Origin of the sequence: Brevundimonas sp. MEB006b (assembly GCF_030209705.1) — a bacterium.
Taxonomy (GTDB): domain Bacteria; phylum Pseudomonadota; class Alphaproteobacteria; order Caulobacterales; family Caulobacteraceae; genus Brevundimonas.
This window is the reverse complement of sequence record NZ_JARVRL010000007.1, coordinates 1-24994: the sequence shown is the minus strand read 5'-3', so window position 1 is coordinate 24994 and position 24994 is coordinate 1. Positions and strand designations below refer to the sequence as shown.

At 66.9% G+C, this 24994-nt stretch carries 21 protein-coding genes and 1 tRNA gene; 12 read left to right on the top strand and 10 right to left on the bottom strand.

Annotated features, from left to right (window positions below; translation table 11 throughout):
- Window positions 1-22: 22 nt before the first annotated feature.
- Complete coding sequence (locus QRN13_RS12065; protein WP_284878090.1) at window positions 23-439, bottom strand: ester cyclase; 417 nt, start codon at window positions 437-439, stop codon at window positions 23-25.
- 312 nt (window positions 440-751) lie between these two features.
- On the opposite strand from QRN13_RS12065, the gene QRN13_RS12060 reads away from it, so the two are divergent.
- Window positions 752-1387: a glutathione S-transferase family protein gene (locus QRN13_RS12060; RefSeq protein ID WP_284878089.1), complete on the top strand. Its 636-nt coding sequence runs from the start codon at window positions 752-754 to the stop codon at window positions 1385-1387.
- Window positions 1388-1394: 7 nt separating this feature from the next.
- Here QRN13_RS12060 and QRN13_RS12055 read toward each other — a convergent pair whose 3' ends face one another.
- Entirely contained in the window at window positions 1395-1895 is a 501-nt protein-coding gene (locus tag QRN13_RS12055; protein WP_284878087.1) for a hypothetical protein, read from the bottom strand.
- Window positions 1896-2041: 146 nt separating this feature from the next.
- On the opposite strand from QRN13_RS12055, the gene QRN13_RS12050 reads away from it, so the two are divergent.
- Window positions 2042-2305: a hypothetical protein gene (locus QRN13_RS12050; RefSeq protein ID WP_284878086.1), complete on the top strand. Its 264-nt coding sequence runs from the start codon at window positions 2042-2044 to the stop codon at window positions 2303-2305.
- A gap of 66 nt (window positions 2306-2371) precedes the next feature.
- Window positions 2372-3463, top strand: a complete 1092-nt coding sequence (locus QRN13_RS12045; protein WP_066553790.1) for an NAD(P)-dependent alcohol dehydrogenase — start codon at window positions 2372-2374, stop codon at window positions 3461-3463.
- A gap of 4 nt (window positions 3464-3467) precedes the next feature.
- Here the strand turns inward: QRN13_RS12045 and QRN13_RS12040 are convergent, their stop codons facing one another.
- The gene (locus tag QRN13_RS12040; RefSeq protein ID WP_066625151.1) at window positions 3468-4940 is read right to left on the bottom strand and encodes a sensor histidine kinase; all 1473 of its coding nucleotides are present in this window, start codon (window positions 4938-4940) and stop codon (window positions 3468-3470) included.
- Window positions 4937-5686, bottom strand: coding sequence for a TVP38/TMEM64 family protein (locus QRN13_RS12035; protein WP_284878085.1), 750 nt, complete (start codon window positions 5684-5686; stop codon window positions 4937-4939). The genes QRN13_RS12040 and QRN13_RS12035 overlap by 4 nt, the downstream gene beginning before the upstream one ends.
- Before the next feature lie 126 nt (window positions 5687-5812).
- Here QRN13_RS12035 and rpmH point away from each other — a divergent pair, with 126 nt between their 5' ends.
- Genes rpmH through yihA form a run of 4 tightly spaced genes read left to right on the top strand, consistent with a single transcriptional unit; the run spans window position 5813 to window position 8837 of the window.
- A complete protein-coding gene (gene rpmH / locus QRN13_RS12030; protein ID WP_003164000.1) occupies window positions 5813-5947 on the top strand; it encodes a 50S ribosomal protein L34 in 135 nt (44 codons plus the stop codon).
- A gap of 30 nt (window positions 5948-5977) precedes the next feature.
- Window positions 5978-6394 carry a ribonuclease P protein component gene (gene rnpA, locus QRN13_RS12025; protein ID WP_091752382.1) on the top strand — a complete coding sequence of 139 codons (417 nt, stop codon included), beginning with the start codon at window positions 5978-5980 and terminating at the stop codon, window positions 6392-6394.
- Window positions 6391-8187, top strand: a complete 1797-nt coding sequence (gene yidC / locus QRN13_RS12020) for a membrane protein insertase YidC (RefSeq protein ID WP_055754639.1) — start codon at window positions 6391-6393, stop codon at window positions 8185-8187. Before rnpA ends, yidC begins: the two co-directional genes overlap by 4 nt.
- Window positions 8184-8837: a ribosome biogenesis GTP-binding protein YihA/YsxC gene (yihA, locus tag QRN13_RS12015; protein WP_284878084.1), complete on the top strand. Its 654-nt coding sequence runs from the start codon at window positions 8184-8186 to the stop codon at window positions 8835-8837. Before yidC ends, yihA begins: the two co-directional genes overlap by 4 nt.
- Window positions 8838-9093: 256 nt before the next feature.
- Here the strand turns inward: yihA and QRN13_RS12010 are convergent, their stop codons facing one another.
- A complete protein-coding gene (locus QRN13_RS12010; protein ID WP_284878083.1) occupies window positions 9094-11949 on the bottom strand; it encodes a M16 family metallopeptidase in 2856 nt (951 codons plus the stop codon).
- Between the two features lie 190 nt (window positions 11950-12139).
- Between QRN13_RS12010 and QRN13_RS12005 the strand changes: the two genes are divergently transcribed.
- Window positions 12140-13378, top strand: coding sequence for an argininosuccinate synthase (locus tag QRN13_RS12005; protein WP_284878082.1), 1239 nt, complete (start codon window positions 12140-12142; stop codon window positions 13376-13378).
- Here the strand turns inward: QRN13_RS12005 and QRN13_RS12000 are convergent.
- Genes QRN13_RS12000 through QRN13_RS11990 form a run of 3 tightly spaced genes read right to left on the bottom strand, consistent with a single transcriptional unit; the run spans window position 13375 to window position 16871 of the window.
- Window positions 13375-14676, bottom strand: a complete 1302-nt coding sequence (locus QRN13_RS12000) for a PQQ-dependent sugar dehydrogenase (RefSeq protein ID WP_284878081.1) — start codon at window positions 14674-14676, stop codon at window positions 13375-13377. The genes QRN13_RS12005 and QRN13_RS12000 overlap by 4 nt on opposite strands.
- Window positions 14677-14719: 43 nt before the next feature.
- Window positions 14720-16057, bottom strand: coding sequence for an acetyl-CoA hydrolase/transferase family protein (locus QRN13_RS11995; protein ID WP_284878080.1), 1338 nt, complete (start codon window positions 16055-16057; stop codon window positions 14720-14722).
- 37 nt (window positions 16058-16094) lie between these two features.
- Entirely contained in the window at window positions 16095-16871 is a 777-nt protein-coding gene (locus QRN13_RS11990) for a phosphatase PAP2 family protein (RefSeq protein ID WP_284878079.1), read from the bottom strand.
- 273 nt (window positions 16872-17144) lie between these two features.
- Between QRN13_RS11990 and QRN13_RS11985 the strand changes: the two genes are divergently transcribed.
- Entirely contained in the window at window positions 17145-19034 is a 1890-nt protein-coding gene (locus tag QRN13_RS11985) for a ribonucleoside-diphosphate reductase subunit alpha (protein ID WP_066553809.1), read from the top strand.
- 216 nt (window positions 19035-19250) lie between these two features.
- On the top strand, window positions 19251-20057 hold the full coding sequence (locus QRN13_RS11980; RefSeq protein ID WP_197458399.1) for a lipid A-modifier LpxR family protein: 807 nt from the start codon (window positions 19251-19253) through the stop codon (window positions 20055-20057).
- A gap of 4 nt (window positions 20058-20061) precedes the next feature.
- Here the strand turns inward: QRN13_RS11980 and QRN13_RS11975 are convergent, their stop codons facing one another.
- Window positions 20062-21816 (bottom strand): gamma-glutamyltransferase family protein, encoded by a 1755-nt coding sequence (locus QRN13_RS11975; protein WP_284878078.1) that lies wholly within the window; start codon window positions 21814-21816, stop codon window positions 20062-20064.
- Between the two features lie 144 nt (window positions 21817-21960).
- Here QRN13_RS11975 and QRN13_RS11970 point away from each other — a divergent pair.
- Window positions 21961-22037, top strand: a tRNA-Arg gene (locus QRN13_RS11970).
- Window positions 22038-22132: 95 nt separating this feature from the next.
- Here the strand turns inward: QRN13_RS11970 and QRN13_RS11965 are convergent.
- Window positions 22133-23659: a ShlB/FhaC/HecB family hemolysin secretion/activation protein gene (locus QRN13_RS11965; RefSeq protein ID WP_284878077.1), complete on the bottom strand. Its 1527-nt coding sequence runs from the start codon at window positions 23657-23659 to the stop codon at window positions 22133-22135.
- A 199-nt stretch (window positions 23660-23858) separates the two neighbouring features.
- Here QRN13_RS11965 and QRN13_RS11960 point away from each other — a divergent pair.
- Window positions 23859-24994: FecR domain-containing protein (locus QRN13_RS11960; RefSeq protein WP_284878076.1), on the top strand; the 1136-nt coding region annotated here is incomplete at its 3' end.

The following is a 24994-nucleotide window of genomic DNA, read 5'->3' as shown; positions in this document are numbered from 1 at the left end:
ACCCGCGACCAGGGGCGCGGCCTCAGACGGGGGCCGCGCCGATCTGTTTGAGGATGCCCAGCTCGTCGGAGCTGCCCCAACGTTCGACCATCTTGCCCTCCTCGAACCGGCCGATCTGCATCCCGCGAACCTCGATGGACTTGCCCGTAGCGGCTACGCCCTGGAAGTCGCCCTTGTGCGTGCCGGTCAGGGTGTAGGCGAAGGCCACCTGATCGCCTTCGCTGAGCATGGTCTGAGGTTTGACCTTCAGGTCGGGGAAGGCGGTCCGCATCTCGGTGAAGAAGGCCTTGAAGCCTTCGGGCCCCGGTCCCTGACCCGGTGCGGGATCGTTGTCGACGCAAGCCTCCGCCACGACCTCGGGAAAGGCGTCCAGAGCGCCCGTGTTGACGATCTCGCCGAAGCGTTTGGTTGCGGCGATATTGGCGGTGGCATCGGCCATGGAGGGTCTCTTTCGCTTGGGGTTCGATAGAGACAACCGCCCGATCCCTCTATGGTTTCAGCCGGCACGGTTTATTGCGCTGGCCGGATCCAGGCCGGTCGCGCGATGAGGCCTTACGGAGGCCCGACCGGCATAGCCGCGCCTGTTCCTGCCAAGGGGCGTAGTCGCGATCATATTGCTCCGGGCTGGCGCGGTGTCGAGGGCGTCTGGGGCGCGTTCGATCGCATGGTGGCGCGGCGCGACATGAGCCTGGCCGCGGGCTGACACATCTCCCATTTCGGGCGTAGGCTCTCTCGAAAGGGAGAGCACCCCATGAGCGAAGAGATCGTCTTCTACACCAACCCCATGTCGCGCGGACGCATCGTCCGCTGGATGCTGGAGGAGGTGGGCCAGCCCTATCGCACCGTCGTGGTCGACTATGCGGCGATGAAGTCGCCGGACTATCTGGCGATCAATCCGATGGGAAAGGTGCCGGCCGTCGCCCATCGCGGGATCGTGGTCACCGAATGCGCCGCCATCTGCGCCTATTTGGCCGACGCCTTTCCTGACGCCGGCTTGGCGCCGGCGACGGACGATCCGCTGCGCGGCCTTTATTATCGCTGGATGTTCTTCGCCGCCGGACCGGTCGAGGCGGCGGTGACCGCCAAGTCGCTGGGTCAACTGCCGCCGCCCGAGAAGTCGGCCATGGTCGGCTACGGCTCGTTCGATCAGGTGATCGACGGGCTGGAACATGCGCTGGATCGCAGTCCGTGGATCCTTGGCAAGCGGTTCAGCGCCGCCGATGTCTATGTCGGCAGTCAGATCGCCTGGGGGCTGATGTTCAAGAGCCTGCCTGAACGGCCGGCCTTCACGGCTTATGCCGAACGGATCACGACACGCCCGGCCGCTGTGCGCGCCCGCGAAATCGACGACGCGCTGATCGCCGAGGCGAAAACCAGGGCGGACTGATGGCGCCTTATTGCGCCGGCGCGACCCACGCCGGTCGGGCGGTGCAGGCGGGGCGGAAGCCCGTGCGGCACAGTCGCACCTGTTCCTGCCAGGCGGCGTAGTCGCGGTCGTATTTCTCCTGGGCCAAGCGGGCGGTCTCGGCGGCGGCGCGCGCCTGTTCCTCGGCCTGACTGACCTCGATCTGGTGACGGGCCAGGGCGGCGTCGTAGTCCAGCCGGTTAGCGGCGTCGGTCTTGTCGGCCAGGGCGTTCTGGGCGGCGATCTCGTCGTTCAGAGCGCGGGTGGTGCGCAGTTCCTCTTCGGTCTGCTGGGCGTCGCTTGCGCGATGATAGGCCTCGCCCCGCGCCTTCAGCAGGGCGTCGCGGCTGGCGAGATCGGCCGGGTCGGGCAGGGCGCGCTGATCGCGATAGGGGTCGGCGGTCGCCGGCGCCGTCGTCGTCTGGGCGGTGACGGGTGCGGTCAGGGCGGCGACCAGCAGGGTAGCGGCGGCGGCGGTGCGAACGATCATGACTGTCTCTCCCGAGGCCGTGGCGTTACCCGCAGCTTGGCCATTGTGATCCTGCTGCACAACGCCGCAGCGATGAAAAGGTGGCGAAAGGCTTGGCTTCGCGTCATTGTCGTCCTCTCCCGACCGCAGCCTATCCGAGAAGACCGATGATCCTGAGCACCGCGTCCGGCGACTTCCCTATTCCCGCGGAGGTCGCACGCCAGTTGCCGAACGTGCCGGCCCTGCCCGATACGACCGCCGCAGACGCCAGGCTTCAGGTCGAGGACTTCCGTCACTGGCTGGACGCCTCGCCCGAGCACGCCATCGACTATGAGCGGCTGCGGCGCTGGCATCTGGTCCAGGAGGAGCTGGCGGCCGAGGCCAAGGCGGAGAACCGGCCCTTCGTCGTGTCCGACGACGGTCTGGAATAGGGCGACGCTGGAACGTCTTCGAGCGCGGGGGATTGCGGCAACATCCCCTTGCCCCCGGAGACTTTCATGTTCCAATCAATCGGTTACGGCGCAAAGACCGCCCGGTCGAAGCTCGAGCCCATGACGTTCGAGCGCGACGATCCCAAGCCCAACGAGCTGGTGATCGAGGTTCTTTACGCCGGCGTCTGCCACTCCGACATCCACCAGGTCAAAAACGAATGGGCCAACACGGTCTATCCGTGCGTGCCGGGCCACGAGATCGTCGGGCGGGTCAAACAGGCGGGCGCCGAGACCTCGCGCTTCAAGGAAGGCGATCTGGTCGGCGTCGGCTGCATGATCGACAGCTGCCGCCAATGCGAGGCCTGCAGCGCCGGCGATCAAAACTACTGCGAGGGTCCAAACAGCTGGTTGGCGACCTATAACGGTCCCATGACGCCTGCGACCGAGACCGAAGACGGCGCCAACATGTACGGCCGGGACAATACCTACGGCGGCTACTCCGACGTGGTGGTCGTGCCCGAGGATTTCGTGTTGCGCATCCCCGAAGGCCTGGACCCCAAGGCGGCCGCGCCCATCCTGTGCGCCGGCGTGACCACCTGGTCGCCGCTGAAACACTGGGGCGTCAAGGCGGGGGACAAGGTCGCCGTCCTGGGCTTTGGCGGTCTGGGCCATATGGCGGCCAAGCTGGCCAAGGCTCTGGGGGCGGAAGTGACCGTCCTGACTTCGACGCCCGAAAAGATCGAGGACGCCAAGCGGTTGGGGGCCGACGCGGCCCATATCGAGACGGACAAGACGGCCCTGGCGCCCCTAGCGGGGACGTTCGACTTCATCCTGTCCACCGTGCCCGAGAAGCACGAGATCGGCGCCCTGCTGGACCTGATGAAGCGCGATGCGGCCTTCATCGTCGTGGGCAATCTCGATGTCGTGGACGGGGTCGATAACTCCAAACTGGCTTTCAAACGCCAGACGGTCGGCGGCTCCTTGATCGGCAATCTTCAGGAAACCCAGGACGTGCTGGACTTCTGCGCCGCCAACGGCGTGGCCCCCGAGGTCGAAATGATCGACATCGCCGAGATCAACGACGCCTATGTGAAGATCGAGAACGGCGAGGCGCGCTACCGCTACGTCATCGACATGGCGACCCTGAAGGCGGCCTGATCGCCTATCCGGGCAGGCGCAGTTCGAAGGCTGCGCCTGTTCCGTCGGTTTCGACCAGACGCAGGTCACCGCCGTGAAGGGCGGCCAGTTCGCGCGAGATGGTCAGGCCCAGGCCCGAGCCGTCCGAGCTCTTTGAGCTGACGAAGGGTTCGAACAGGCGTTCGGCAAGACGCGGCGGAATGCCGGGGCCGTCGTCGGCGATGCGCACGACGCAGAAGCCGTCCTGACCAAAGGCGCTGACGGTGATGGCGCCCTTGCCGCGCCGCTCGGGCGGACGCGTGGGATCGGCCTCGATAGCCTGGCGGGCGTTGCGCATCAGATTGACCAGGATGCGATACAGCTGATCCGGGTCGGCCTCGACGGCGAACCGGGGCGGCAGCTGTTTGACCAGGCGCACGCCGTCGGGGTCCAGTCCGGCGTCCTCGGCCGCCAGGGTCAGAGCCTTGGTCAGTACGACGCGGGTCTTCTGGGGGGCAGGCTCCTCGCTCTTTCCGTACTCCAACACATTGCGGGACAGGCCGGCGGCGCGGCTGAGCGCGCGCTCCAGCCGGGGCAGAGCCTTGGCCACCTGCGGGTCGGCGGAGGTCGCCAGCCGCTCGGACGCCATCTGGGCCGAGGTCAGCATGTTGCGCAGGTCGTGGTTGATCTTGGCCACCGCCTCGCCCAGCGCGACTAGACGCGCGCGAGAGCGCAGGGAATGGCGCACCTCCTCCTGCATCCGGCTGAGTTCGCGCTCGACGCGGCCGATCTCGTCGTGGCGATCGGACGGCGCCTCGGCCTCGCTCTCGGGATCGGCGGCGAAACGCTCCATCGAGCGGGTGACGCGACGAAGCGGCCGCAGCACCAGCAGGGCCAGACCGCCATACAGCAGCGCGCCCGCCGTCACCGACACCAGCAGGGACACCAGCAGGCTGTTCAGCAGGAAGGCACGCAGTTCCAGCTTCAGCGGTTGAGCAGGGGTGACGATCTCGATGAAGTCGCCCGAGCGATAGCGCGGCTTGGCCTGAACCCTCAGCGAGCGGTCCGGATGTCCGAACAGGGTGCGCCACGGGTCCGTCAGGCGCGACCAGCTGTCCTGACGCCTGAGGTCGATCAGTTCGGGCGCGCGGGGCAGGTTGGGGGCCTGAAGCAGCAGGCGGCGCACGCCTTGCTCTGTCAGGGCGACCGCCTGAACCCCGCCGATCCGCATCAACTCGGCGGCCGTGTCGTCCTCGACCGCGCTATAGGGCAGGGCTTCGACCCCGACCGAGGCCAGTTCGGCGGCCTGGAGCCGGTCGCGCAGCCAGCGCTCATGGAAGGCCGCCAGGTTCGGGCCCAGGATCAGAGCCTCGACCGCCAGGGTGAAGGCGACGGTCAGCAGCAGCAGCCGCGCCGACAGGCCGTCGGGCGCGCGCGGGGTCAGGCGCTCGCGCCAGAGATTGGCCTGGTCCGGCGTCAGGTTCAGCCGCGCCGCGATCCGGTCGAACAGGGCGCTCATGCCGCTGTCGCTCCGATCCGCCGTGCACGGATCATCTGGAACAGCTTGATGCCGATGGGCAGCAGCAGCGACAGGAAAACCACGCCCATCAACGGCCAGAAGAACTGTTGCAGCAGCATCGGCAGGTCCGGCCGCACGCCCGCGCGCAGCAGGTCGCCGAGCTGCGATCCGATCCAGGTGTAGATGAAGGTGGACGGCAGCAGTCCGATGAAGGTGGCGATGATGTAGGGTCTCAGCGGCACCGCCATCATCCCCGCCGTCGCATTGACCAGGACGAAGGGCACGCTGGGGATCACGCGCAGGGTGAACAGGGTGGTGAAGGCGTTGCGGTCGATGCCCTTGGCCAGCCGATCCATAAAGCCGGCGTCGGCCTCGAACTTGGCGCGCAGCCACGAACCGATCGAGGTGCGATAGACATAATAGATGACGACCGAACCGATGGTGGCCCCCGTCGACTGCGCCAGGGCCCCGACATAGGGGCCGAACATCATCCCGCCCAGCAGGGTCAGGAAAACGGGCCCTGGAATGGTCGAGGCGGTCGCCACGGCGTAGACGGCGATGAAGGCGACCAGCGCGATCCACCAGTTCTGTTGCGCATAGGCCTGAAGGTTCAGCCCGTGCTCGCGGATCAGATCCATCGACAGATAGCGGTTCCAGCCCAGGGCGAAGAAGGCGATCACCAGGCCGGCGATGGCCGCCAAGGGCGCCAGCCGCAGGGCCCATTCCTTCGCCGTTCGTTTCGCCATCCGTTTCATCGTCCCGAAATGCCGTCCGAGCGTTGACTCACGCGGACATGCGACTTATACGCCCGCCCTTCCTGCGGCGGACGCCTCTTGCCCCGTCGCCCAACCTTTTAACGTCAGGAGCCGACCGTGAAGCGGACCTATCAGCCGTCGCGACTCGTGCGCAAGCGCCGTCACGGCTTCCGCAGCCGGATGGCCACCAAGAACGGCCAGAAGATTGTTGCGCGCCGTCGCGCCAAGGGTCGCAAGCGCCTGACGGCGTAAGCGGCTTACGCGTCCGGATCTTTTGGACGCATGAGCGACCTTTTACAGATCAAGCGTCTGTTGCGGCGGCCCCAGTTCCTGGCGGCCGCCAAAGGCGTTTCCGAGGCGCGCGGCGCCGTAGTGATCCAGCGGCTGGAGCGCGGCGACGGTTCGCCGCACATCGGCCTGGGCTTCACGGCCACCAAGAAGATCGGCGGGGCGGTTCAGCGCAACCGCGCCAAACGCCGTCTGCGCGAGGCTGCACGGGCCATGCTGGCTCAGCATGGCGTGCCCGGAAGCGACTATGTCTTCATCGCCCGCATGGGCACGACCGAGCGTGCGTGGGACCGTCTGCTTGACGACGTGAAATCGACGCTTACAAGGCTGGCGACACCGCGACATGATCGGGGGGCCCACAAGCCCTCGCCCGCCCGCGCCCCCTCCGGCCAGGACCGCCAGAATCCATGAAAAACGAAAACACGCGCAACACGATCATCTTCATCGTGTGCTCGGTCCTGATCATGGGGATCTACTATTTCGCCGTGCTGCGTCCGCAGGCCGAGCGTCGCGCCGTGCAACAGCAGGCCCAGGCCGAGCAGTCGCAGACCGCTGACAACGCCGCGCGCACGGCGCTGAGCCCGCAGGGCCCGACCTTCGTCACCGACCGCAGCCAGGCGCTGAGCACCGCCGCGCGGGTGCCGATTCAGTCCGGCACGCTGAAGGGGTCGCTGTCACTTCAGGGCGGCCGGATCGACGACCTGTTCCTGACCGACTACCGCGAGGTTCAGGACAAACCCCAGCCGGTGGAGCTGTTCCGCCCGCAGGGAATGCAGAACGCCTATTTCGCCCAGTTCGGCTGGACCGGCCCCAATGTCGCCGGCGGCGTGCCCGGACCCAATACCGTCTGGCGCCTGACCAATGGGTCGACCCTGACGCCGACGACGCCGGTCACCCTGACGTGGGACAACGGCCAAGGCCTGCGCTTCACCCGCGTGATCTCGGTCGACGACAAATACGTCTTCTCGGTGCAGGACACGGTCCAGAACCTGGGCACTCAGGCGATCACCATCGCCCCCTACGGCAGCGTCCAGCGCCAGGGCGTGCCGCCCGCAGCCGGCTCGTCGCACATCGTCCACGAGGGCGCGATCGGCACTTTCGGCAAGCCGGGCGACTACCGGACCGAACAGAAGAAATACAAGGACTGGCTGAAGGAGCCGCGGATCGAGAACGCCTCGACCGGCGGCTGGCTGGGCATCACCGACAAATACTGGCTAGCGGCCCTGCTGCCTCAGCAGAACGAGGCGGTCGAAACCGAATTCCGCGTCCGCGACCTGAACGGCGCCCAGCAGCTGGAAGCCAATGTCCTGGGCACCACCCGCACCATCCAGCCCGGCGCGACCGCGACCGAGACCCAACGCCTGTTCGCCGGGGTCAAGCGCGCCGAGGTGCTGAAATCCTATGAGCAGAGCCTGAACCTGCCGCGCTTCGTCTATGCGATCGACTGGGGCATGTTCTGGTTCCTGACGCGTCCGATCTTCTGGATCCTGGAGAACGTCTATGGCCTGGTCGGCAGCTTCGGCGTCGCCATTCTGGCCCTGACCGTCATCGTCAAGCTGGTCATGTTCCCGCTGGCCAACAACGCCTACGCCTCGATGTCCAAGATGCGGAACCTCCAGCCCAAGATGGAGGAGATCAAGAAGAAGTTCAAAGACGACCCGCAGAAGCAGCAGCAGGAGACGATGGCCCTATATCAGCGCGAGAAGATCAATCCGGTCGCCGGATGCCTTCCGCTGGTGCTTCAGATTCCGGTCTTCTACGCCCTGTACAAGGTGCTGACCGTGACCATCGAAATGCGTCACCAGCCGTTCCTGGGCTTCATCCATGACCTGTCGGCGCGCGATCCGTCGTCGATCTGGAACCTGTTCGGCCTGATCCCGTGGGATCCGGCGATGGCGCCGCTGATCGGCGGCCTGTTGGCCGGCCCGCTGCACCTGGGTCTGCTGGCGATCGCTTATGGTCTGACGATGTGGCTGCAGACGGCGATGAACCCGCCGGCGGCCGATCCGGTCCAGCGCCAGATCTTCCAGTTCATGCCGCTGCTGTTCACCTTCATCATGGCGCCGTTCGCGGCGGGCCTGCTGATCTACTGGGCCTGGTCCAACATCCTGACCATCCTGCAGCAGTATGTGATCATGCACCGCTACAAGGCCGAGAACCCGATCGATACCTTCTTCGCCCGGTTCAAGAAGTCACCGGCGTGATCGACGAGACCGAGTTCACGCCCGAGGACATCGAGGCGGCGCGCGTCCTGTTCGCGCGGCCTGCGACCTTCATCATGGGCGCGGCCAAGATCGAGCAGTTGCCCGACCCCGACCTGCCCGAGATCGCCTTCGCCGGGCGTTCGAACGTGGGCAAGTCCAGCCTGATCAACGGGCTGGTGGGCATGCACAAGCTGGCCCGCGCCTCGAACGAGCCGGGCCGCACGCGCGAGGTCAACTTCTTCGATCTGGACGGCCGGATGCGTCTGGTCGATCTGCCCGGCTACGGCTGGGCCAAGGCGTCCAAGACCACGGTCAAGAAGTTCCAGGATCTGGGCCGCGACTATCTGCGCGGCCGGGTGACGCTGAAGCGGGTCTATCTGCTGATCGACAGCCGCCACGGGCTGAAGTCGGTGGATACGGAGGCGCTGGATGCGCTGGACCTGGCCGCCGTCAGCTATCAGATCGTCCTGACCAAGGCCGACAAGCTGAAGAAGGGCGAGGGCGAGGCCGTGCAGGCCGCGACCCTGAAGGCGATCTCCAAACGCCCCGCCGCCTTCCCGGTGGTGGCCCTGACCTCGTCGGAAAAGGGTCTCGGTCTGCCCGAACTGCGCGCCGAGATCATGCGCACGACGGGCGCGACGCTGGACTGACATTCCTTTCGTCATCCTCCGGCAAGCCGCATCGCGGCGCAGACCGGGGGACCCAGCGGCGCGCGTGAGCGCGAACCTGTCGCGAATGCAATTTCAAGAACCGCGCTGACGATACATCGCTTTCGGCGCCGCTGGGTCCCCCGGTCTCGCCCCGCTTTCGCGGGGGTCGCCGGAGGATGACGAAGGAAAAATGTCGCAAACGAAAAAGGCCCGGAGATCGCTCTCCGGGCCTCCGTCGTTCTGGTCTGTCCTCGCCCTATTGGGCGGCGGGGGCCGCCGCGCGGACCTCCACGGGGATGCCTAGGGCGTCCAGTTGCGGCTTGACCACCGAGGCGTCACCGACCACGACCCAGACGAACTGGTCGGGCTTGATGACTTGGCGGGCGGCCTGGTCCATCTGTTCCGCCGTCAGGGCTCGGGTGCGGCTGGCCAGGGTCGCCTGATAGTCGTCCGGCCGGTTGTAGAGGGCGTTCGAACGAAGGGCGCCCAGGATCTGGCCCGAGGTTTCGAACCCGCCGGCCAGCGAACGGGTGTTGCCGTTGATCGTCCGTTCCAGCTCGTTCGGCTGCACGCCCTCGCTCTTCAGGAAGCGGTCGTACTGGGCGATCAGGGCGGCGATCGATTCGCCGGTCCGGTTCGCCTGCACCGGGGCGTTGACGATGTAGGGGACGCGGTGCTGCAGGGTGTTGACGTTGCCGCGCACCCCATAGGACCAGCCCTTGGTCTCGCGCAGGTCCGAGTTGATCCGCGACAGGAAGTCCGAACCCAGGGTCACATTGGCCGCGTTCAGCGCGAGGAGGTCGTCGGTGCCCGACGCCGGCAGGACCGCGCCGCCGTAGATCAGCGACTGGGGCGACTGCGGACGGTCGATCAGGACGATGCGATTGGTCGGCGCCGGGATCGGGGCCGAGAAGTCCTTGGTCCCCTTGGGCATCGACGGTGCGCGCCAGTCGCCGAAGGCGGCTTCCAGCTGCGGCGTCACCTGGCTGAGCGGCAGGTCGGAGACGACGAAGATCGTGGCGTTGTCGGGCCGGATCCAGGTGTCGTGGGCGGCCTCGAGCTCCTCGCGCGTCAGGGCGCCGATCGTCGCCTCGTCGCCGGTTCCGGTGAAGGAGCGGCCATAGGGGCTGTTCGCGCCGTAGATCAGCGGCGGCAGGGCGCGGGCGGCGATGGCGCCGGGGTTGGTCTTCTCGCTGGCCAGGCCCGACAGGCGCGCGGCGCGGAGGCGCTCGACCTCGGACGGGGCGAAGGCCGGGTTGCGGACCACGTCGGCCAGCAGCGTCAACGACGGCGCCAGGTTGGCGGTCACCGTCGAAAGGTCGGCGGACGTGCGGTCCATCGAGGCCGAGACGTTGACAGACGCGCCCAGACGCTCCTCCTCCTCGGCCAGCTGGTTGGCGTTCCGGGTCGTGGTGCCTTCGTCCAGCAAGTCGATCATCATCGCCTGGGTTCCCAGACGATCGGGACGGTCAGCGGCGAAGCCGGCGTCGAAGTCGATGCCCACGCGGGTCACCGGAACAGTATCAACATTGGCGTAGACGACCTGGATGCCGTTCGACAGGGTGGCGCGCTGCACGGCAGGGAAGTCCAGATCCGGCACCTGGCCGATCTCGGGCATGGGCGGACGCGACACGCGCTGGATCTCGGCTGCCGGAGCGGCTTGGGCGGCCCCCGCCGGCGCAGCTGCGGCTTCCTCATAAGCCTCGCGCTCGCCGGGCGCGATGGTGATGTCCAGCACGGGACGCGTCAGCCAGCGCTGCATGGCGTCGCGGACCTGGGCCGGGGTGACCGAGGCGTACTGGGACAGCTCCTTCTTGTAATGGTCCGGATCGCCCGCATAAAGCTGGCCTTCGGCGAGCACGTTGGCCTTGCCGTTGACCTGTTCCAGGCTCTGGATGCGTCCCGACACGTAACGGGTCGCGACGCGGGCGACCTCCTCCTCGGTCGGGCCGGTACGGATGAAGTCCGCGACGATTTCGTCCAGGCGGCGGCCGACCGCATCGGCGTTCTCGCCGGGCTTCACATCCGCCGTGATCGTGAACATTCCGACGCGGTGGAAGTCGGAGTTGGAGGCGCTCACGTTGACCGCAGTCTGTTCATCACGGACCAGGATGTTATCCAGGCGCGACGATGCGAGTCCGCCCAGCACCGCGGCTCCGACCGACAGGGGCACGGCGTCGTCGCTCAGCAGGCCGGGCACCGCCCAGCTGCGCGTCAGGCGGGTGTTGGCGACGCGATCGTGCATCACTTCCTTGACTGGAGCGGCCAGGGTGGGGACGTCGGCCTGAGCCGGCGCGTTGACCGGACCGCGCGGGATGGCGCCGAAATATTTCTCCATCAACGGCCGGGCCTCGGCCTCGTTGATGTCGCCCGACAGCACGACGATGGCGTTGTTCGGGCCGTAGTTCTCGCGGAACCAGTTGCGCACCGTCTCCAGGCTGGCGGCGTCCAGATCGGCCATCGAGCCGATAGTCGAGTGGCGGTAGGGGTGACCTTCCGGGAACAGGCCTTCCAGCTGGGCGTACTGGAACAGGCCGTAGGGCTGGTTGTCGCCTTGGCGCTTCTCGTTCTGGACCACGCCGCGCTGCAGATCGAGCACCTTCTGATCGACTGCGCCGAGCAGATAGCCCATCCGGTCGCTTTCCAGGAACAGCGCCTGTTCCAGCGCCGGCGTCGGGACGGTCTCGAAATAGTTGGTGCGGTCGAACCAGGTCGTGCCGTTCAGGTTCGACGGTCCCAGATTGCGCATCCGACCCAGATAGGAGCCCGGCGCGTTCTCCGACCCGCCAAACATCAGGTGTTCAAACAGGTGGGCGAAGCCGGTCGAACCGGCCGGCTCGTCCTTGGAGCCGACATTGTACCAGACGGAGACGGCGACGACGGGGGCCTTGTGATCCTCGTGGACCAGGACGGTCAGTCCGTTGTCGAGGGTGAACTTGGTGTAGGGGATGTCGACTTCGTTGATCAGCTGCGACACCGGCGCGGCCTGGACGGCGGGCGCGGCGGCCTGACCGGCGGCCTGGGCAGCGGGTGCGGCGGCCACGGAGGCCCAGACAGGCGTTGAAACCGCCAGAAGGGCGGCGGCGGCGACGAGAGAGCCAGTGCGGCGCATGCGATATCCTCGGGATTGCAGTTGGAGGGGACCATAACGCCGGTCTGCGGTCTGGCAACGCGACGGAATGAAACATGACGAAAGGTTCATGTTCTCCCCCGCGCGACCCGGAAAAGGTTGCATCGCCGGACCCCCGGTCTTATGCGCGCGTCAACTCCCCGACTGACCGCCCCTTGCTGAAAGAGCCGCCATGTCCGCCCTCGCCGACAAGCCCGTCAAGAAAGTCGTCCTCGCCTATTCGGGCGGGCTGGACACCTCGATCATCCTGAAGTGGCTCCAGACCGAATATAACGCCGAGGTGGTGACCTTCACCGCCGACCTGGGCCAGGGCGAAGAGTTGGGCCCGGCGCGCGAGAAGGCGCTGAAGCTGGGCATCAAGCCCGAGAACATCTTCATCGACGACCTGCGCGAAGAGTTCGTGCGCGACTTCGTCTTCCCCATGTTCCGCGCCAACGCCCAGTATGAGGGCGACTACCTGCTGGGCACCTCCATCGCCCGGCCCCTGATCTCCAAGCGCCAGATCGAGATCGCGCGTCAGGTCGGCGCCGACGCCGTTTGTCACGGCGCGACCGGCAAGGGCAACGATCAGGTCCGGTTCGAGCTGGGCTACTATGCGCTTGAGCCCGACATCCGCGTCATCGCGCCGTGGCGCGAGTGGGAGTTCCGCAGCCGCGAGGCCCTGCTGGACTTCGCCGAAAAGAACCAGATCCCCATCGCCAAGGACAAGCGCGGCGAGGCGCCCTTCAGCGTCGACGCCAACCTTCTGCACTCCTCGTCCGAGGGCAAGGTTCTGGAAGACCCGGCGGTCGAGGCGCCCGAGTTCGTCCACCAGCGCACGATCGCGCCTGAGGACGCGCCGGACGTGGCGACCATCATCGAGATCGGTTTCGAAAAGGGCGACGCCGTCTCGATCAACGGCGAGGCCATGTCGCCCGCCACGATCCTGACCGCCCTGAACCAGTATGGCCACGACAACGGCATCGGTCGCCTGGACCTGGTCGAGAACCGTTTCGTCGGCATGAAGTCGCGCGGCGTCTATGAGACCCCAGGCGGGACCATCCTGATCGCGGCGCACCGCGGCATCGAAAGCATCACCCTGGACGGCGGCTCCATGCACCTGAAGGACCAGCTGATGCCGAAATACGCCGAGCTGATCTATAACGGCTTCTGGTTCTCGCCCGAGCGCGAGATGCTGCAGGCCGCCATCGACAAGAGCCAGGAAAACGTCTCCGGCACGGTCAAGGTCAAGCTGTACAAGGGCAATGTCTCGGTCATCGGCCGCGAAAGCCCCAACAGCCTGTACGATCAGGACCTGGTGACCTTCGAAGAAGGCGTCCAGGCCTATGACCATAAGGACGCGGCCGGCTTCATCAAGCTGAACGCCCTGCGCCTGCGCGTCCTGGCTAAGCGCGACGCGCGCAAGAGCTAGGGCGTCTTGTCCGACCGGGCGATCCTGAGGATCGCCCGGTTTCGGTCGTCCGTGACCCAGATCGATCCGTCGGCGGCGACGGCCAGCACGACCGGCGCGCCGCGCGGCTGACGGCCTGCGACCGTGTCCCAGCCCGGCGTCAGCACCTTGCCGCGTAGGCTGGGCGCGCCGGCGGGATAGGACAGGGCGTCGCGCGGATAGATGGCGTAGCGGCCGCCGATATCGGTCAGGGGGCGGCCCTCGCCGTCCGTCTCCGCCGCCACGATCCGGCCGCCCGCGCGACGATAGCCGTGCCAGCTCATCAGCAGCCGGCCGCGCAGTCCGGGGAACATCGCCCCATCGTAATAGATCAGGTCCAGCGGCGCGGCGTGGGGCGGCAGCAGGGCGACCGGGCGGTCGCGCTGGCTGCATCGCGCCTGCGCCGCGCTCCAGCCCGGCAGCGGCGTCGCCAGATCGACGCAATAGGGCCAGCCGTAATGGCCGCCCTGACGCAGGACATTGATCTCGTCATAGGGATGGTCGGGCGTGGTCAGGTCGACCGAGTTCTCGCCTTGCAGGATCGTGCCCGACGGGTGCCGCACGAGGGCGATGGAGTTGCGCAGGCCCGAGGCGAAGACGGTGCTGTCCTCGGCCCAGCGGCCGTTTCCCAGATAGGCGTGGCGCCGCACCTGGGCTGTCGTCGCGCTGTCGATGCAGGCCCCCGCCGCATTGGCGCGCGCTCTGCCCCGCGCATCCACACAGCGGTCGCTGGGCGCGCCGACATTGACCAGCAGGTCGCCGTTCGCGTCGAAGACGAAGCTGGACAGCGGGTGGCGATTGGCGTGCAGCCGGTTATCGGGCAAGTCTCCGATCACGGTGCGCACCGTCGCCGCCGGATCGGCCGCGTCGGGGTCCAGCATCAGGATGCGGTTCATCTCGGACACATAGATGCGCCCGTCCGGCCCGCGCGCCGCCGTGTGCGGCATGTTCAGCCCCTGGGCCAGTCGTCTCCAGCGCGGCGCACCGTCGGGGCCGAACGACAGCCGCCAGATCGCGCCATTGCCCGGATACCAGTTGCCGAGATCCGTCACCAACCAGTCGCCGTTCGATAGCGCCAGCAGGCCGCGCGGCATTCGCGGTCCCTCGGCCCCCGCGCCCTGCCAGACCAGTCCCAGGCAATAGCCGGGCGCCATGCGCACGGTGGTCATCGGGCGGCCGCCGCAGTCGCCATCGGTGGCATAGGCGCCTTGCGCCGCCCTCGCGCTGACAGGCGCGGCGACGAGCAGGGACAGCAGGGCCAGAAGGCGGACGGTCTTCATGACGCCAGAAGCCCCGACAGACGGCCCGAGATCAAGAGCGGTGTCAGATCAGACCCTGCTCGCGCGCCGCCGCCGTCAGGCCGTCGCGAAACTCGGGCGCGGCCAGGGCGATCAGGGCGCGGGCGCGTTCGCTGGATGACTTGCCCTTCAGATTGGTCCAACCGTGTTCGGTGGCGACGATGTGGGTGTCGTTGCGTGGCGTGGTGACCGGCCCGTCCAGACGGGCGACGATGCGAGAGGCAGTCCCCTTCGCCGCCGTGGAATGACAGGCGATGATCGACTTGCCGCCCTCCGATCCATAGGCGCCGCGCACGAAGTCAAGCTGGCCCCCGGCGGCCGTGAACTGGCGCCCGTTCAGAAACTCCGAGCAGCAGGCGCCGGTCAGGTCGATCTGAAGCGTCGCGTTGACCGAGATCATCTTCGCATTGCGCGCGATCACGGCCGGGTCGTTCACATAGGAGACCGGATGGGCCACCATGCCGCGATTGCCGTCCAGGAATTCATAGGTGTTGAGGTCGCCCATCGAGAAGGCGAAGACGCCCACGCCCGGATGCAGGGTCTTGCGGGCGTGGTTGGCCACGCCGGCCTGCATCAGCTCGACCAGGCCGGGCGTCAGCATCTCGGTGTGAACGCCCAGATCGCGGTGGTCCATCAGGGCGTCGCACACGGCGTTGGGCAGGGCGCCGATCCCCATCTGAAGCGTCGCCCCGTCCTCGACCAGGCCGGCGATGATGCGGCCGATGGCCAGGTCCGCCGGCTGAGGCTCGGCGCGCGGCACGACCAGCAGGGGCGCGGCATGTTCGAGGATGCCGGCGACCTGGGACACATGGATGGTGCAGTCGCCGAACACGCGCGGCATGTGCGGATTGACCTCGACGATCACCGTCCGGGCCGTCTGCGACACCGGCTTGGCGTAGTCGGTGTTGGTCCCGAACGAGAAGAAGCCCTCCGCATCCATCGGCGAGACGGTGCAGATCAGCGTGTCCACCTTGACCTCGTCGCACAACAGGCGGGGCGACTGCTGAAAGCCTGTGGGGATGAACTGCACGGGGTTGGGGCGGCCCTCCTCGTGCGCGCGCTGTTCCAGCCGGCGTTCGATGGCGCTGTGGAACAGGCTCCAGGGGCGGATTCGGTCCATCAGCTCATAGCGCAGCACCGTGTCCCCCGCGATGGCGGTCGAGAGCAGATAGTAGAGGTTCACATCCTCGACCTCGCCGCGCTCGGCCCGTTCGGCCAAGGCTTTGAGCAGGGCGGGCGGCTGGGACACGCCGAGCCCCATGGCGACCTTGGCGCCCGAGACGATCAGGGCGGCGGCCTGGCCGGGGGTCTTCAGGCGTTCGGCGTAGAGGGCGGCGTGGTCCATGGCGTGCGTCTCCGTCATGTCGCCAAACTAGCCTGCCGCGAGGCTGATCGCGGGCCTAGACTTTGGTCGGGTCGGGCGCGGCTTCGATCGGGGAGGCTTCGTCCTGCAGCGCCGCGCGGTGACGCTTCTGCCAGCGCGCCACCCCATAGGCGACCAGCCACAGGGCCATGGCCCAGGCCGCGCCGACCGCCCAGCCGGCGAAGACGTCGGTGGCCCAGTGGGCGCCCAGATAGATGCGCGTCAGCCCGACCAGCAGGGCCAGCAGAATGCCGACGCCCAGCACGAAGACCTTGAACCGCTCGCGCGGGAAGGCGCGGGTCAGCATGACGGCGACGCTGAGATAGAAGACGGTGGACAAGAGGGCGTGGCCGGAGGGGAAGCTGGCGTTGATCGTCTCCACCGCCTGAGCGGCGGCAGGGGGGCGGGCGCGTTCGAACACCGCCTTCAGGCCTTCCGACAGCGCGACGCCGCCGGCCAGGCCAATGACCAGCAGCAGGGACGACAGCCATTTCCGCTGGCTCAGCAGGAAGACGATCACGATCAGGGCGAACAGACTTAGCACAGAGATGCCGCCCAGCGAGGTGATGTCCGCCGCCGCCTCCTTTAGCCACCACGGCCCCCACGGCCGGCGGGGATCGTCGGCATAGGGCCGCATCAGCGCCAGGACATGAAGATCGAAGGCCTGGCCCTCGCCCTCAGTCATCTCATCGGCAAGCCCGGCGAAGGTCAGAACGCCGCCGGCGACGACCAGCAGGGCCAGAAGCGCGGCGATCTCCGTGCGGGCGACCGTCAGGGCGCGTATCAAAAAGGCGCGTAAGTCAGAAAGCGTCATGGGCGAGCCAACGGCCAAGCTGGGCAGTCGTTCCGATCACGCGTTCGTGATCACGCTGTCGCAGGCGCGCAAAACGGACGTGCTGGCTTGCACGCGGGCTTTTCCCCAGACGGCTGGGACTTGTCCAACCGATTCGCCCACAATGGTCGGCGTCAACCCGTTGACGGGTCATTAGGCATATGCGCCCTATATGTGGGCTCGGGGAGCGCAGAGGCCACAAGATGATGTGGTCGCGGCGCGGGCGGCTCAAACGATTTTTTGTTCAGGACGCAGATGACCATGGCTGGCGGCGAGGCATTGAAGACGACGGAATTCCAAGGCGTTGCGGCGACGCCGACGCCGGAGCGCCCCCACCTGACCGTGGTCAAATCGGTCCAGGTTGACCGCTCGCGCGACGATCTGCTGACCGACTTCGGCAAGAAGACGCTGGAAGATCGCTATCTGCTGCCGGGCGAAAGCTATCAGGACATGTTCGCGCGGGTCTCGACCGCCTTCTCGGACGACGCCGAACACGCCCAGCGCCTGTATGACTATATGAGCCGCCTGTGGTTCATGCCGGCGACCCCGGTCCTGTCGAATGGCGGCGCGGATCGCGGCCTGCCCATCTCCTGCTTCCTGAACGCGGTGGGCGACAGCCTGGACGGCATCCAGAACGTCTGGAACGAGAACGTGGCCCTGGCCTCGAACGGCGGCGGCATCGGCACCTATTGGGGCGGCGTACGCTCCATCGGCGAAAAGGTGAAGGGCGCGGGCAAGACCTCGGGCATCATCCCCTTCATCCGCGTGATGGACAGCCTGACGCTGGCGATCAGCCAGGGTTCGCTGCGCCGCGGTTCGGCCGCCGTCTATCTGGACATCCACCACCCGGAAATTGAAGAGTTCCTGGAGATCCGCAAACCGTCGGGCGACTTCAATCGCAAGTCCCTGAACCTGCACCACGGCATCAACGTCACCGACGAATTCATGGAGGCCGTCAAGGTCGGCGGAACCTTCGATCTGAAGTCGCCCAAGGACGGCGCGGTCATGAAGACCGTCGACGCCCGTTCGCTGTGGACCAAGCTGCTCGACATCCGCATGCAGACCGGCGAGCCCTATCTGATCTTCTCGGACACGGTGAACCGCCAGATGGCGCCGCACCAGCGCGACCTGGGCCTGAAGGTCAAACAGTCGAACCTGTGCGCCGAGATCATGCTGCACACCGGCCGCGACCACCTCGGCGTGGACCGGACCGCCGTCTGCTGCCTGTCGTCGGTCAACGCCGAGACCTTCTTGGAATGGCGCGAGGAGCCGCGCTTCGTCGAGGATTTGATGCGGTTCCTGGACAATGTGCTGGAGGACTTCATCCGCCGCGCCCCGTCCGCCATGGCCGCCGCCGTCTATTCGGCCAAGCGCGAGCGTTCGGTGGGTCTGGGCCTGATGGGCTTCCACTCCTTCCTGCAGGGGCAGGGCGTGGCCTTCGAAAGCGCCATGGCCAAGTCGTGGAACATGCGTCTGTTCAAGCATCTGCGTCGCGAGGCCGACAAGGCTAGCCGCCTGCTGGCCGAAGAGAAGGGCCCGTGCCTGGACGCTGAGGAACGCGGCGTGATGGAGCGGTTCAGCCACAAGCTGGCCATCGCCCCGACCGCCTCGATCTCGATCATCTGCGGCGGCACGTCCGCCGGCATCGAGCCGATCCCGGCCAACATCTACACCCACAAGACCCTGTCGGGCTCGTTCGCGGTCAAGAACCCCTATCTGGAGCGCCTGCTCGACGAAAAGGGCATCAACACCGAGGCGGTGTGGAGCTCCATCCTGGAGAACGAAGGTTCGGTTCAGCACCTCGACGCCCTGAACGAGGACGAGAAGGGCGTGTTCAAGACCGCCTTCGAACTGGACCAGCGCTGGGTGATCGAACTGGCCGCCGACCGCGCGCCGGAAATCTGCCAGGCCCAGTCGCTGAACCTGTTCATCCCCGGCGACGTGAACAAATGGGACTTGCACATGCTGCACTGGTCCGCCTGGGAACGCGGCGTGAAATCGCTCTACTATCTACGCTCTAAGTCGGTGCAGCGCGCCGCCTTCGCAGGCGCCGAGGACAAGGCGGAAGAGGTGATCGATCCCAATCAGCCGGATCTCTTCTCCCTACCCAAGACCGACTACGACGAGTGCCTGGCCTGCCAATAAGGCCATCTGCACCAAACGACCCGAAGGGCTCCGCGACAGCGGGGCCCTTTTTCGTTTGGGAACCGCTGCTGGTCGTCCTCGTTCAAAAGCGACGAAACCATGACCAAAAGCCGTTGGACTCTTGCGCCTGAGGGTTGCAGTGTGTGTCCAGCGGATCGGTGGGGAGACCGGATGCGATTAAAGGCCTGCATTGTCGGCTTTGGGGGCGTGTTGGCTATGGCCGGCGCGAGCGCCGCCTGCGCACAGACCTGGGCCCCCAACGCCTTCGACGCCTCGCCTGATGTCGAGGCGCGCCTGACTGAACAGACGAGTTTCCGCGTAGCACCTGACGCCCGGTTCGGCGCCCAGATCGAAATCCCGACCGCCTTCCGTTCCGACGACCGATCCGGCCTGTCCGCCAGCACGCGCAACGACGTCTGGATTGATCGCACCGACTTCACCGACCGGGTGACGCTCGAGACCGCCGGTCGTCTGCGCCGTGCCGACGGCTCGCCCCTGCCAGTCACGCCCGTCGATCGGGCCGAACTGGACCCCGACGCCTATGACCTGCGCTATGTGCGCGGTTTCCGAGGCGCACGCGGTCATACCGCCTCGGGCCTGGAGGTCAGCCTGACGCCCCACGCGGGCCTGGGCGTCGGCAGCGAAGGCCGTTCGGCCGAGGCTGGCGTCACGCTCAAGATCGGCGAGGGTCTGGATCGTCTGGCCCCCAACGGCCGCGAGCGGTTCGGCGAGCGGCCGCGCTGGTATCTGTATGCCGCCGGATCCGGCAGAGCCGTCGGCTACAACTTCGCCCGCACCCGCGACGGCGACTACGCGCGCTCCGGCTATACCCAGGACAAGGGCAGCTTCCTGGGCGACGCCTCGATCGGCGTGGCCTATCGCAAGGGCGACATGCAGACGTCGTTTGGCGTCGTCTATCGCGAGATCGACGCCGGCAAGGGTCTGCGCGGCATGAACGGTCTGGACACCGACGTCAGCGAAGGCCTGCTGGCCTTCCAGCTGTCGATCCGTCCCGGCCGCTGAGCCTTTAACGAATCTCCGAGAGCGCCACGCCCTCGCGACGCGGGTCGGCGCCTCCGTCCCAGCGCCCGTCGCGCCAGATCGCGCCATGCAGGCCCGAGGTCTCGGTGGCGTTGGGCCTCAGGGCCATGCCCGCCGCCGCCAGGGCGTCGCGGATATCCGGCGCGATCATGTCGGTGTCGGCCCCGACCATCTCGCCCCGCACCACCAGATTGGGCAGGGCGATCGCCTGCTGCATCGACAGGCCCCAGTCCATCGTGCCGACCAGGGCCTTTGCGACATAGGCCAGGATGCTGGATCCGCCTGGCGAGCCGATTGCGCCGACCAGTCGCCCCTGACGATCCAGGATCAGCACCGGCGTCATCGACGAGCGCGGCCGCTTGCCCGCCGCCACGGCATTGGCGGCCGGATGTCCGTCCTCCTGCGGCGTGAAGGAGAAATCCGTCAGCTGGTTGTTCAGGAAGAAGCCGTCGACCATCCGGCCATTGCCGAAGATGCTCTCGACCGTCGTGGTCATGCTGACCGCATTCCCCCAGGCGTCCACCACGACCATGTGCGAGGTGCCGCCCGGCTCGGCCGTCTGATCGACCCCGCGCGGCGGCGATCCCGTCGGGGCGCCGGCCTCGACCGGGCCGTTCACCTGCGGGGCCAGGGCCGCGCGCGACGCGACATAGTCGCGATCCAGAAGCCCGGCGATCGGCACGCCGACGAAGTCGTTGTCGCCGATGTATCGGTCCCGGTCGCCATACATCAGCCGCTGCAACCGCCCGAACGCGACCCAGGCCTCAGGGCTCCTGGCCCCCTTGTCCAGATCGGGCGTCGCCTCGGCCATGGCCAGGAACTGCAGCAACGCCACCCCGCTGGACGGCGGCGGCGGCACGCAGATCACATAGGCCTGATAGGGCCGGCAAAGGGCGTCGCGGCGAAGTGGTCGATAGCCGGCGATGTCCGCCTCGGTCAGACCGCCGGGACGCGGTCCTTCGCGAACCGCCGCCGCGATGTCGCGCCCGATCGGCCCGCCATAGACGACGCCCGGCCCCTGCTGCGCCAGTCGCGCGACGGTGTCGGCGTAGGCGGGGTTCTTTAACGTATCGCCCGCCTGATACCGCATGCCGTCCGGCTTGGTGAAATAGGCGCTGGCCCAACGCGTCCGCGCTTGGGGATAGCGTCCATTGATCATGCCGGCCAGACGCGGGCTGACGGTGAACCCGTCGCGCGCCAGCCGTTCGGCGTCCCCGAACAGATCGCGCCAGGCCAACTTTCCATGATCCTTCTGCGCCATCGCCAGCATGGCCACCGCCCCCGGCGCCCCGGTCGAGCGGCCCGACAGCACTGCGTCGATGAAGGGCAGGGGTTTGCCGTCCTCATAGAACAGTTCGGGCGTCGCTGAGGCCGGCGCCGTCTCGCGCCCGTCATAGGCCGTGACGGTCCCGGTCTCGGCGTCATAGCTCATCAGAAAGGCTCCGCCCCCCAGGCCCGACGACTGCGGCTCCACCAGACCCAGAACCGCCTGGATCGCCACCGCCGCATCCACGGCCGATCCGCCGCGCCGGAGCACGGTCATCCCCGCCTCGACCGCCAGCGGATTCGCCGCCGCCACGAACGGCCCCCGAGCGGGCGATGCAGCAGGTGATGGGGCCGACACGGCCGGCGGCGACGCTGTCATCGGCGAGGGCGCGCCGTGGATGTCTGTCGCGGTCTGGCATCCCGCCAGGAGGACGGGAACCAGCACAGCGGCGATCTGGCGACGGAAGAAACGCATGGAATATCCGAAAGCAGGGGAGCGTCCCACAGGCCTAAGCCGTCGCAGCCGCCACGCCAACCGCTTCAGACGCAGAAACTGCATTCCCCCGCTTGCGTCCGCCCGATCCACCGGCTAAAGACCCGCCCTCGCCGCAAGGCAGCCGCACCCGTAGCTCAGCTGGATAGAGCATCAGACTACGAATCTGAGGGTCGGGCGTTCGAATCGCTCCGGGTGCGCCACTTCTTCCAAACAATACGACTGCAAACGTGACGCCAATTTTAGGCGGGCCGCCTCGCGATCCGCTGCAGCGCATCGCGAGGGCTTCTGTGCGCGCCTAGAACTGTTTCGACAACGACACGAAGGTGCGCCAGCCTTTGTCAGGTTGGTTGTAGGGCGCACGGGACAGGGGTTTGGCGAACTCGATGCGCAGGGTGGCCTTGCGGTCGAAGGTGATGCGTGAACCGACGCCGGCAGACGTCAGCTGTTCGGACCAGTCGCGACCAGGCGTCTTGTTCCACACCTTGGCGGTGTCGAAGAAGGCGAAAGCCTGAGCGAAGGTGATAAGGTCGCCCTTGGGATCATATCCGACCCGCGCCTCAATCATCCCGGCGACGGCCTTGTCGCCGCTGGCTTCGCCATAGTCATACGCCCGGCCGTAGGTCGGGCCGCCGACGAAGAACTCTTCGGAGCTGAGCAAGGCGTCGTCCGACCATTGGCCTGAGGCCTCGACATAGACGCCGACATACTTGCTGAGATCGCGATAGGCGCTGACCTGGGCGTTGACCTTGAAGAACTCGCCCGTCGCGTCGTAGCGCGTATTCAGCGGCGAACGCTCGGTCGTGGCGCCAAAGGCGTCGATCCCTTTTGACAGCTGAACCGAGCCGGCCATCCAGCCGGGACTGTAACGCCGCTGTCCCGCCATAGATACCCGTGCCACGGTCAGGGTCTCGTCGGCGCGACCCGTGGCGACGTAGTTTTGCTCGACGCGACGGACATCCAGTCCCGCATTGAGCCAGAGGTTCTTGTCGCGCGAACGGACCAAAGGATGCGAGAGCGTGACCGAGGCCATGCGGCTGCTCCCCCCGACCCAGCCCGATGCGTTCTGAAGCGGCGCATCCGTCTCATAGCCCGATACGCCAAAGCGGATGCGGCCGCCTCCGGGCGCGACGACAGAGTAGGACGCATCGATATAGGTGAGTTCGTCAGGACGATCCGGCACCGTCAGCACGCCCAATGTGATCTGGTCGCCGGCTATGAATGTCGAGTTGCGGGCGCCGGACAGGTAGACTTGCCACGGACCCTGGGTTTCGGAACCGCGATTGTCGGCATACACGCCGGCGCTGCCCGAGGTCATTTCCGTCTCGACCACCAGGCGGTGTTGCGCCGGGTCGCCGATGATCGGCTCAATGCGGCTGGTCAGTTTGACCCCGGGCACGTCGGACGCCAGGGAGAGGCGGCGATCCAGTTCGCCGACGGTCAGGGGGCGCTGGTTCACCAAAGGCTTCAGGATCGGTTCGACGGCGCGTGCGCCATCGCCGGTCAGTTTCAGTTCCGAGATATAGCCCTCGAACACGACGATGCGGGCGGCGCCGATGGCGGGGTCGGTCTCGGCGACGACGGCGCGGGTCAGAAAATATCCGTCGTTGCGATAACGGGCTGTGATCGCATTGGCCGACTGCACCAGATCATCCACCGAGACGCGCCGCGCCAACTGCTGGTCATAGGTGTCGGCGAGATCGGCGAGCGGATAGGCGCTCACCCCCTGGATCAGCATGCTGGTCAGGATCAGACATCCGGCGCATCCGGCGTCCGGCGTCGAGGCCGGCTCAGCGTCCGCGCGAACCGGTCCCGCGACAGCCATGGTCAGCACCGCCGCCATCCCCCAAAGGACAGTGATTGTTCTTAACCATGAAGTCGAAAAAATATGACGCACGCTGTTCTCCAGACACAGGAGGCCACTTACGGCGTTTGGGTTAAAAATCGTGTTAATATCGCCAGTTAAGGGCTTGGCAGGCACGTCCTGATATCCAGAACATCAAACAGAATGTGTGGAGCCTGTGTTGGCCAATCGATACGCAATATTCTTCGCGGTCCTCTTCTTCTTCGTGCGCTACCCGACCCAGGCTCTGGCGGATGAATGGCGCATCAGGGAAGTCGCGGGCGTTGTTCGCGTGGCCATACCGGCGCGGCCCGCTGCCAACGGCTCGGTTGGGCAGGTATTACCGACGGGAACCAGCGTCACGACAGGCGGAAACGGCCGCGCGATGATCACGAACGGTCAGCAGAGGGTCGTGGTAGGGCCGAACAGTCGCACCACACTGGCGCCCGAAGTCGGCGGCATGACACGGGTTTTGCAGGACCTCGGCTCGGCCCTTTTCCAGGTCGATCGGCAGCGGCAACCGCACTTCCGCGTGGAAACGCCCCTGCTTGCCGCCGTGGTGAAGGGGACGACATTTACGGTCACCGTCGATCCCATGGGCGACCGCGTGCATGTCGCAGAAGGTCTGGTCGAAGTCCGCGCCAATAACGGCAACGCCGTCAGCGACGTGGCGGCGGGCGCCACAGCCCTGGTTCCGCGCCAGCAACCGACCAGCGTCGAGGTTTCCACGCCGGCCGCTGCGGTTCCGACGGAAGCGGCTCCCGTTGCGGCGCCGAACCTGGACTACGAGGCCTTGACCGATGGTCTGGTCCAGAACCCGCCTGCGACGGCGCCAGCGGCCACGAGCGGGACGACCGCGACATCCAGCAGTCCTATAGCCGTTACGGCGACAACATCGGCCCAGACGGCAAGCACCTCCTCTGGGAATTCTGCGGCGACATCCACCGGTAGCGGAGCAAGCTCTGCCCAAGGCGGCAACGGATCGGCCCCGCCTGTAGCGACCGGTTCGGGCGCCAATGGGTCGGTTGGAACAGGCAACGGCAATCCGGGCAGTCCGGGCGGCGGGGTCGCCAACGGCGGCGCTGGCAACGGCAGTTCGGGCAACCCCGGCAACGGCGGTAACGCTGGCAACCCCGGCAATCCTGGCAACGGGGGCGGCGATGGCGGCTCCGGCAACGGCGGCGGCAACGGCGGTAACCCTGGCAACCCCGGCAACCCTGGCAATGGCGGTTCCGGCAACGGCGGCGGCAACGGCGGTAACTCTGGCAACCCCGGCAATCCTGGCAACGGGGGCGGCAATGGCGGCTCCGGCAACGG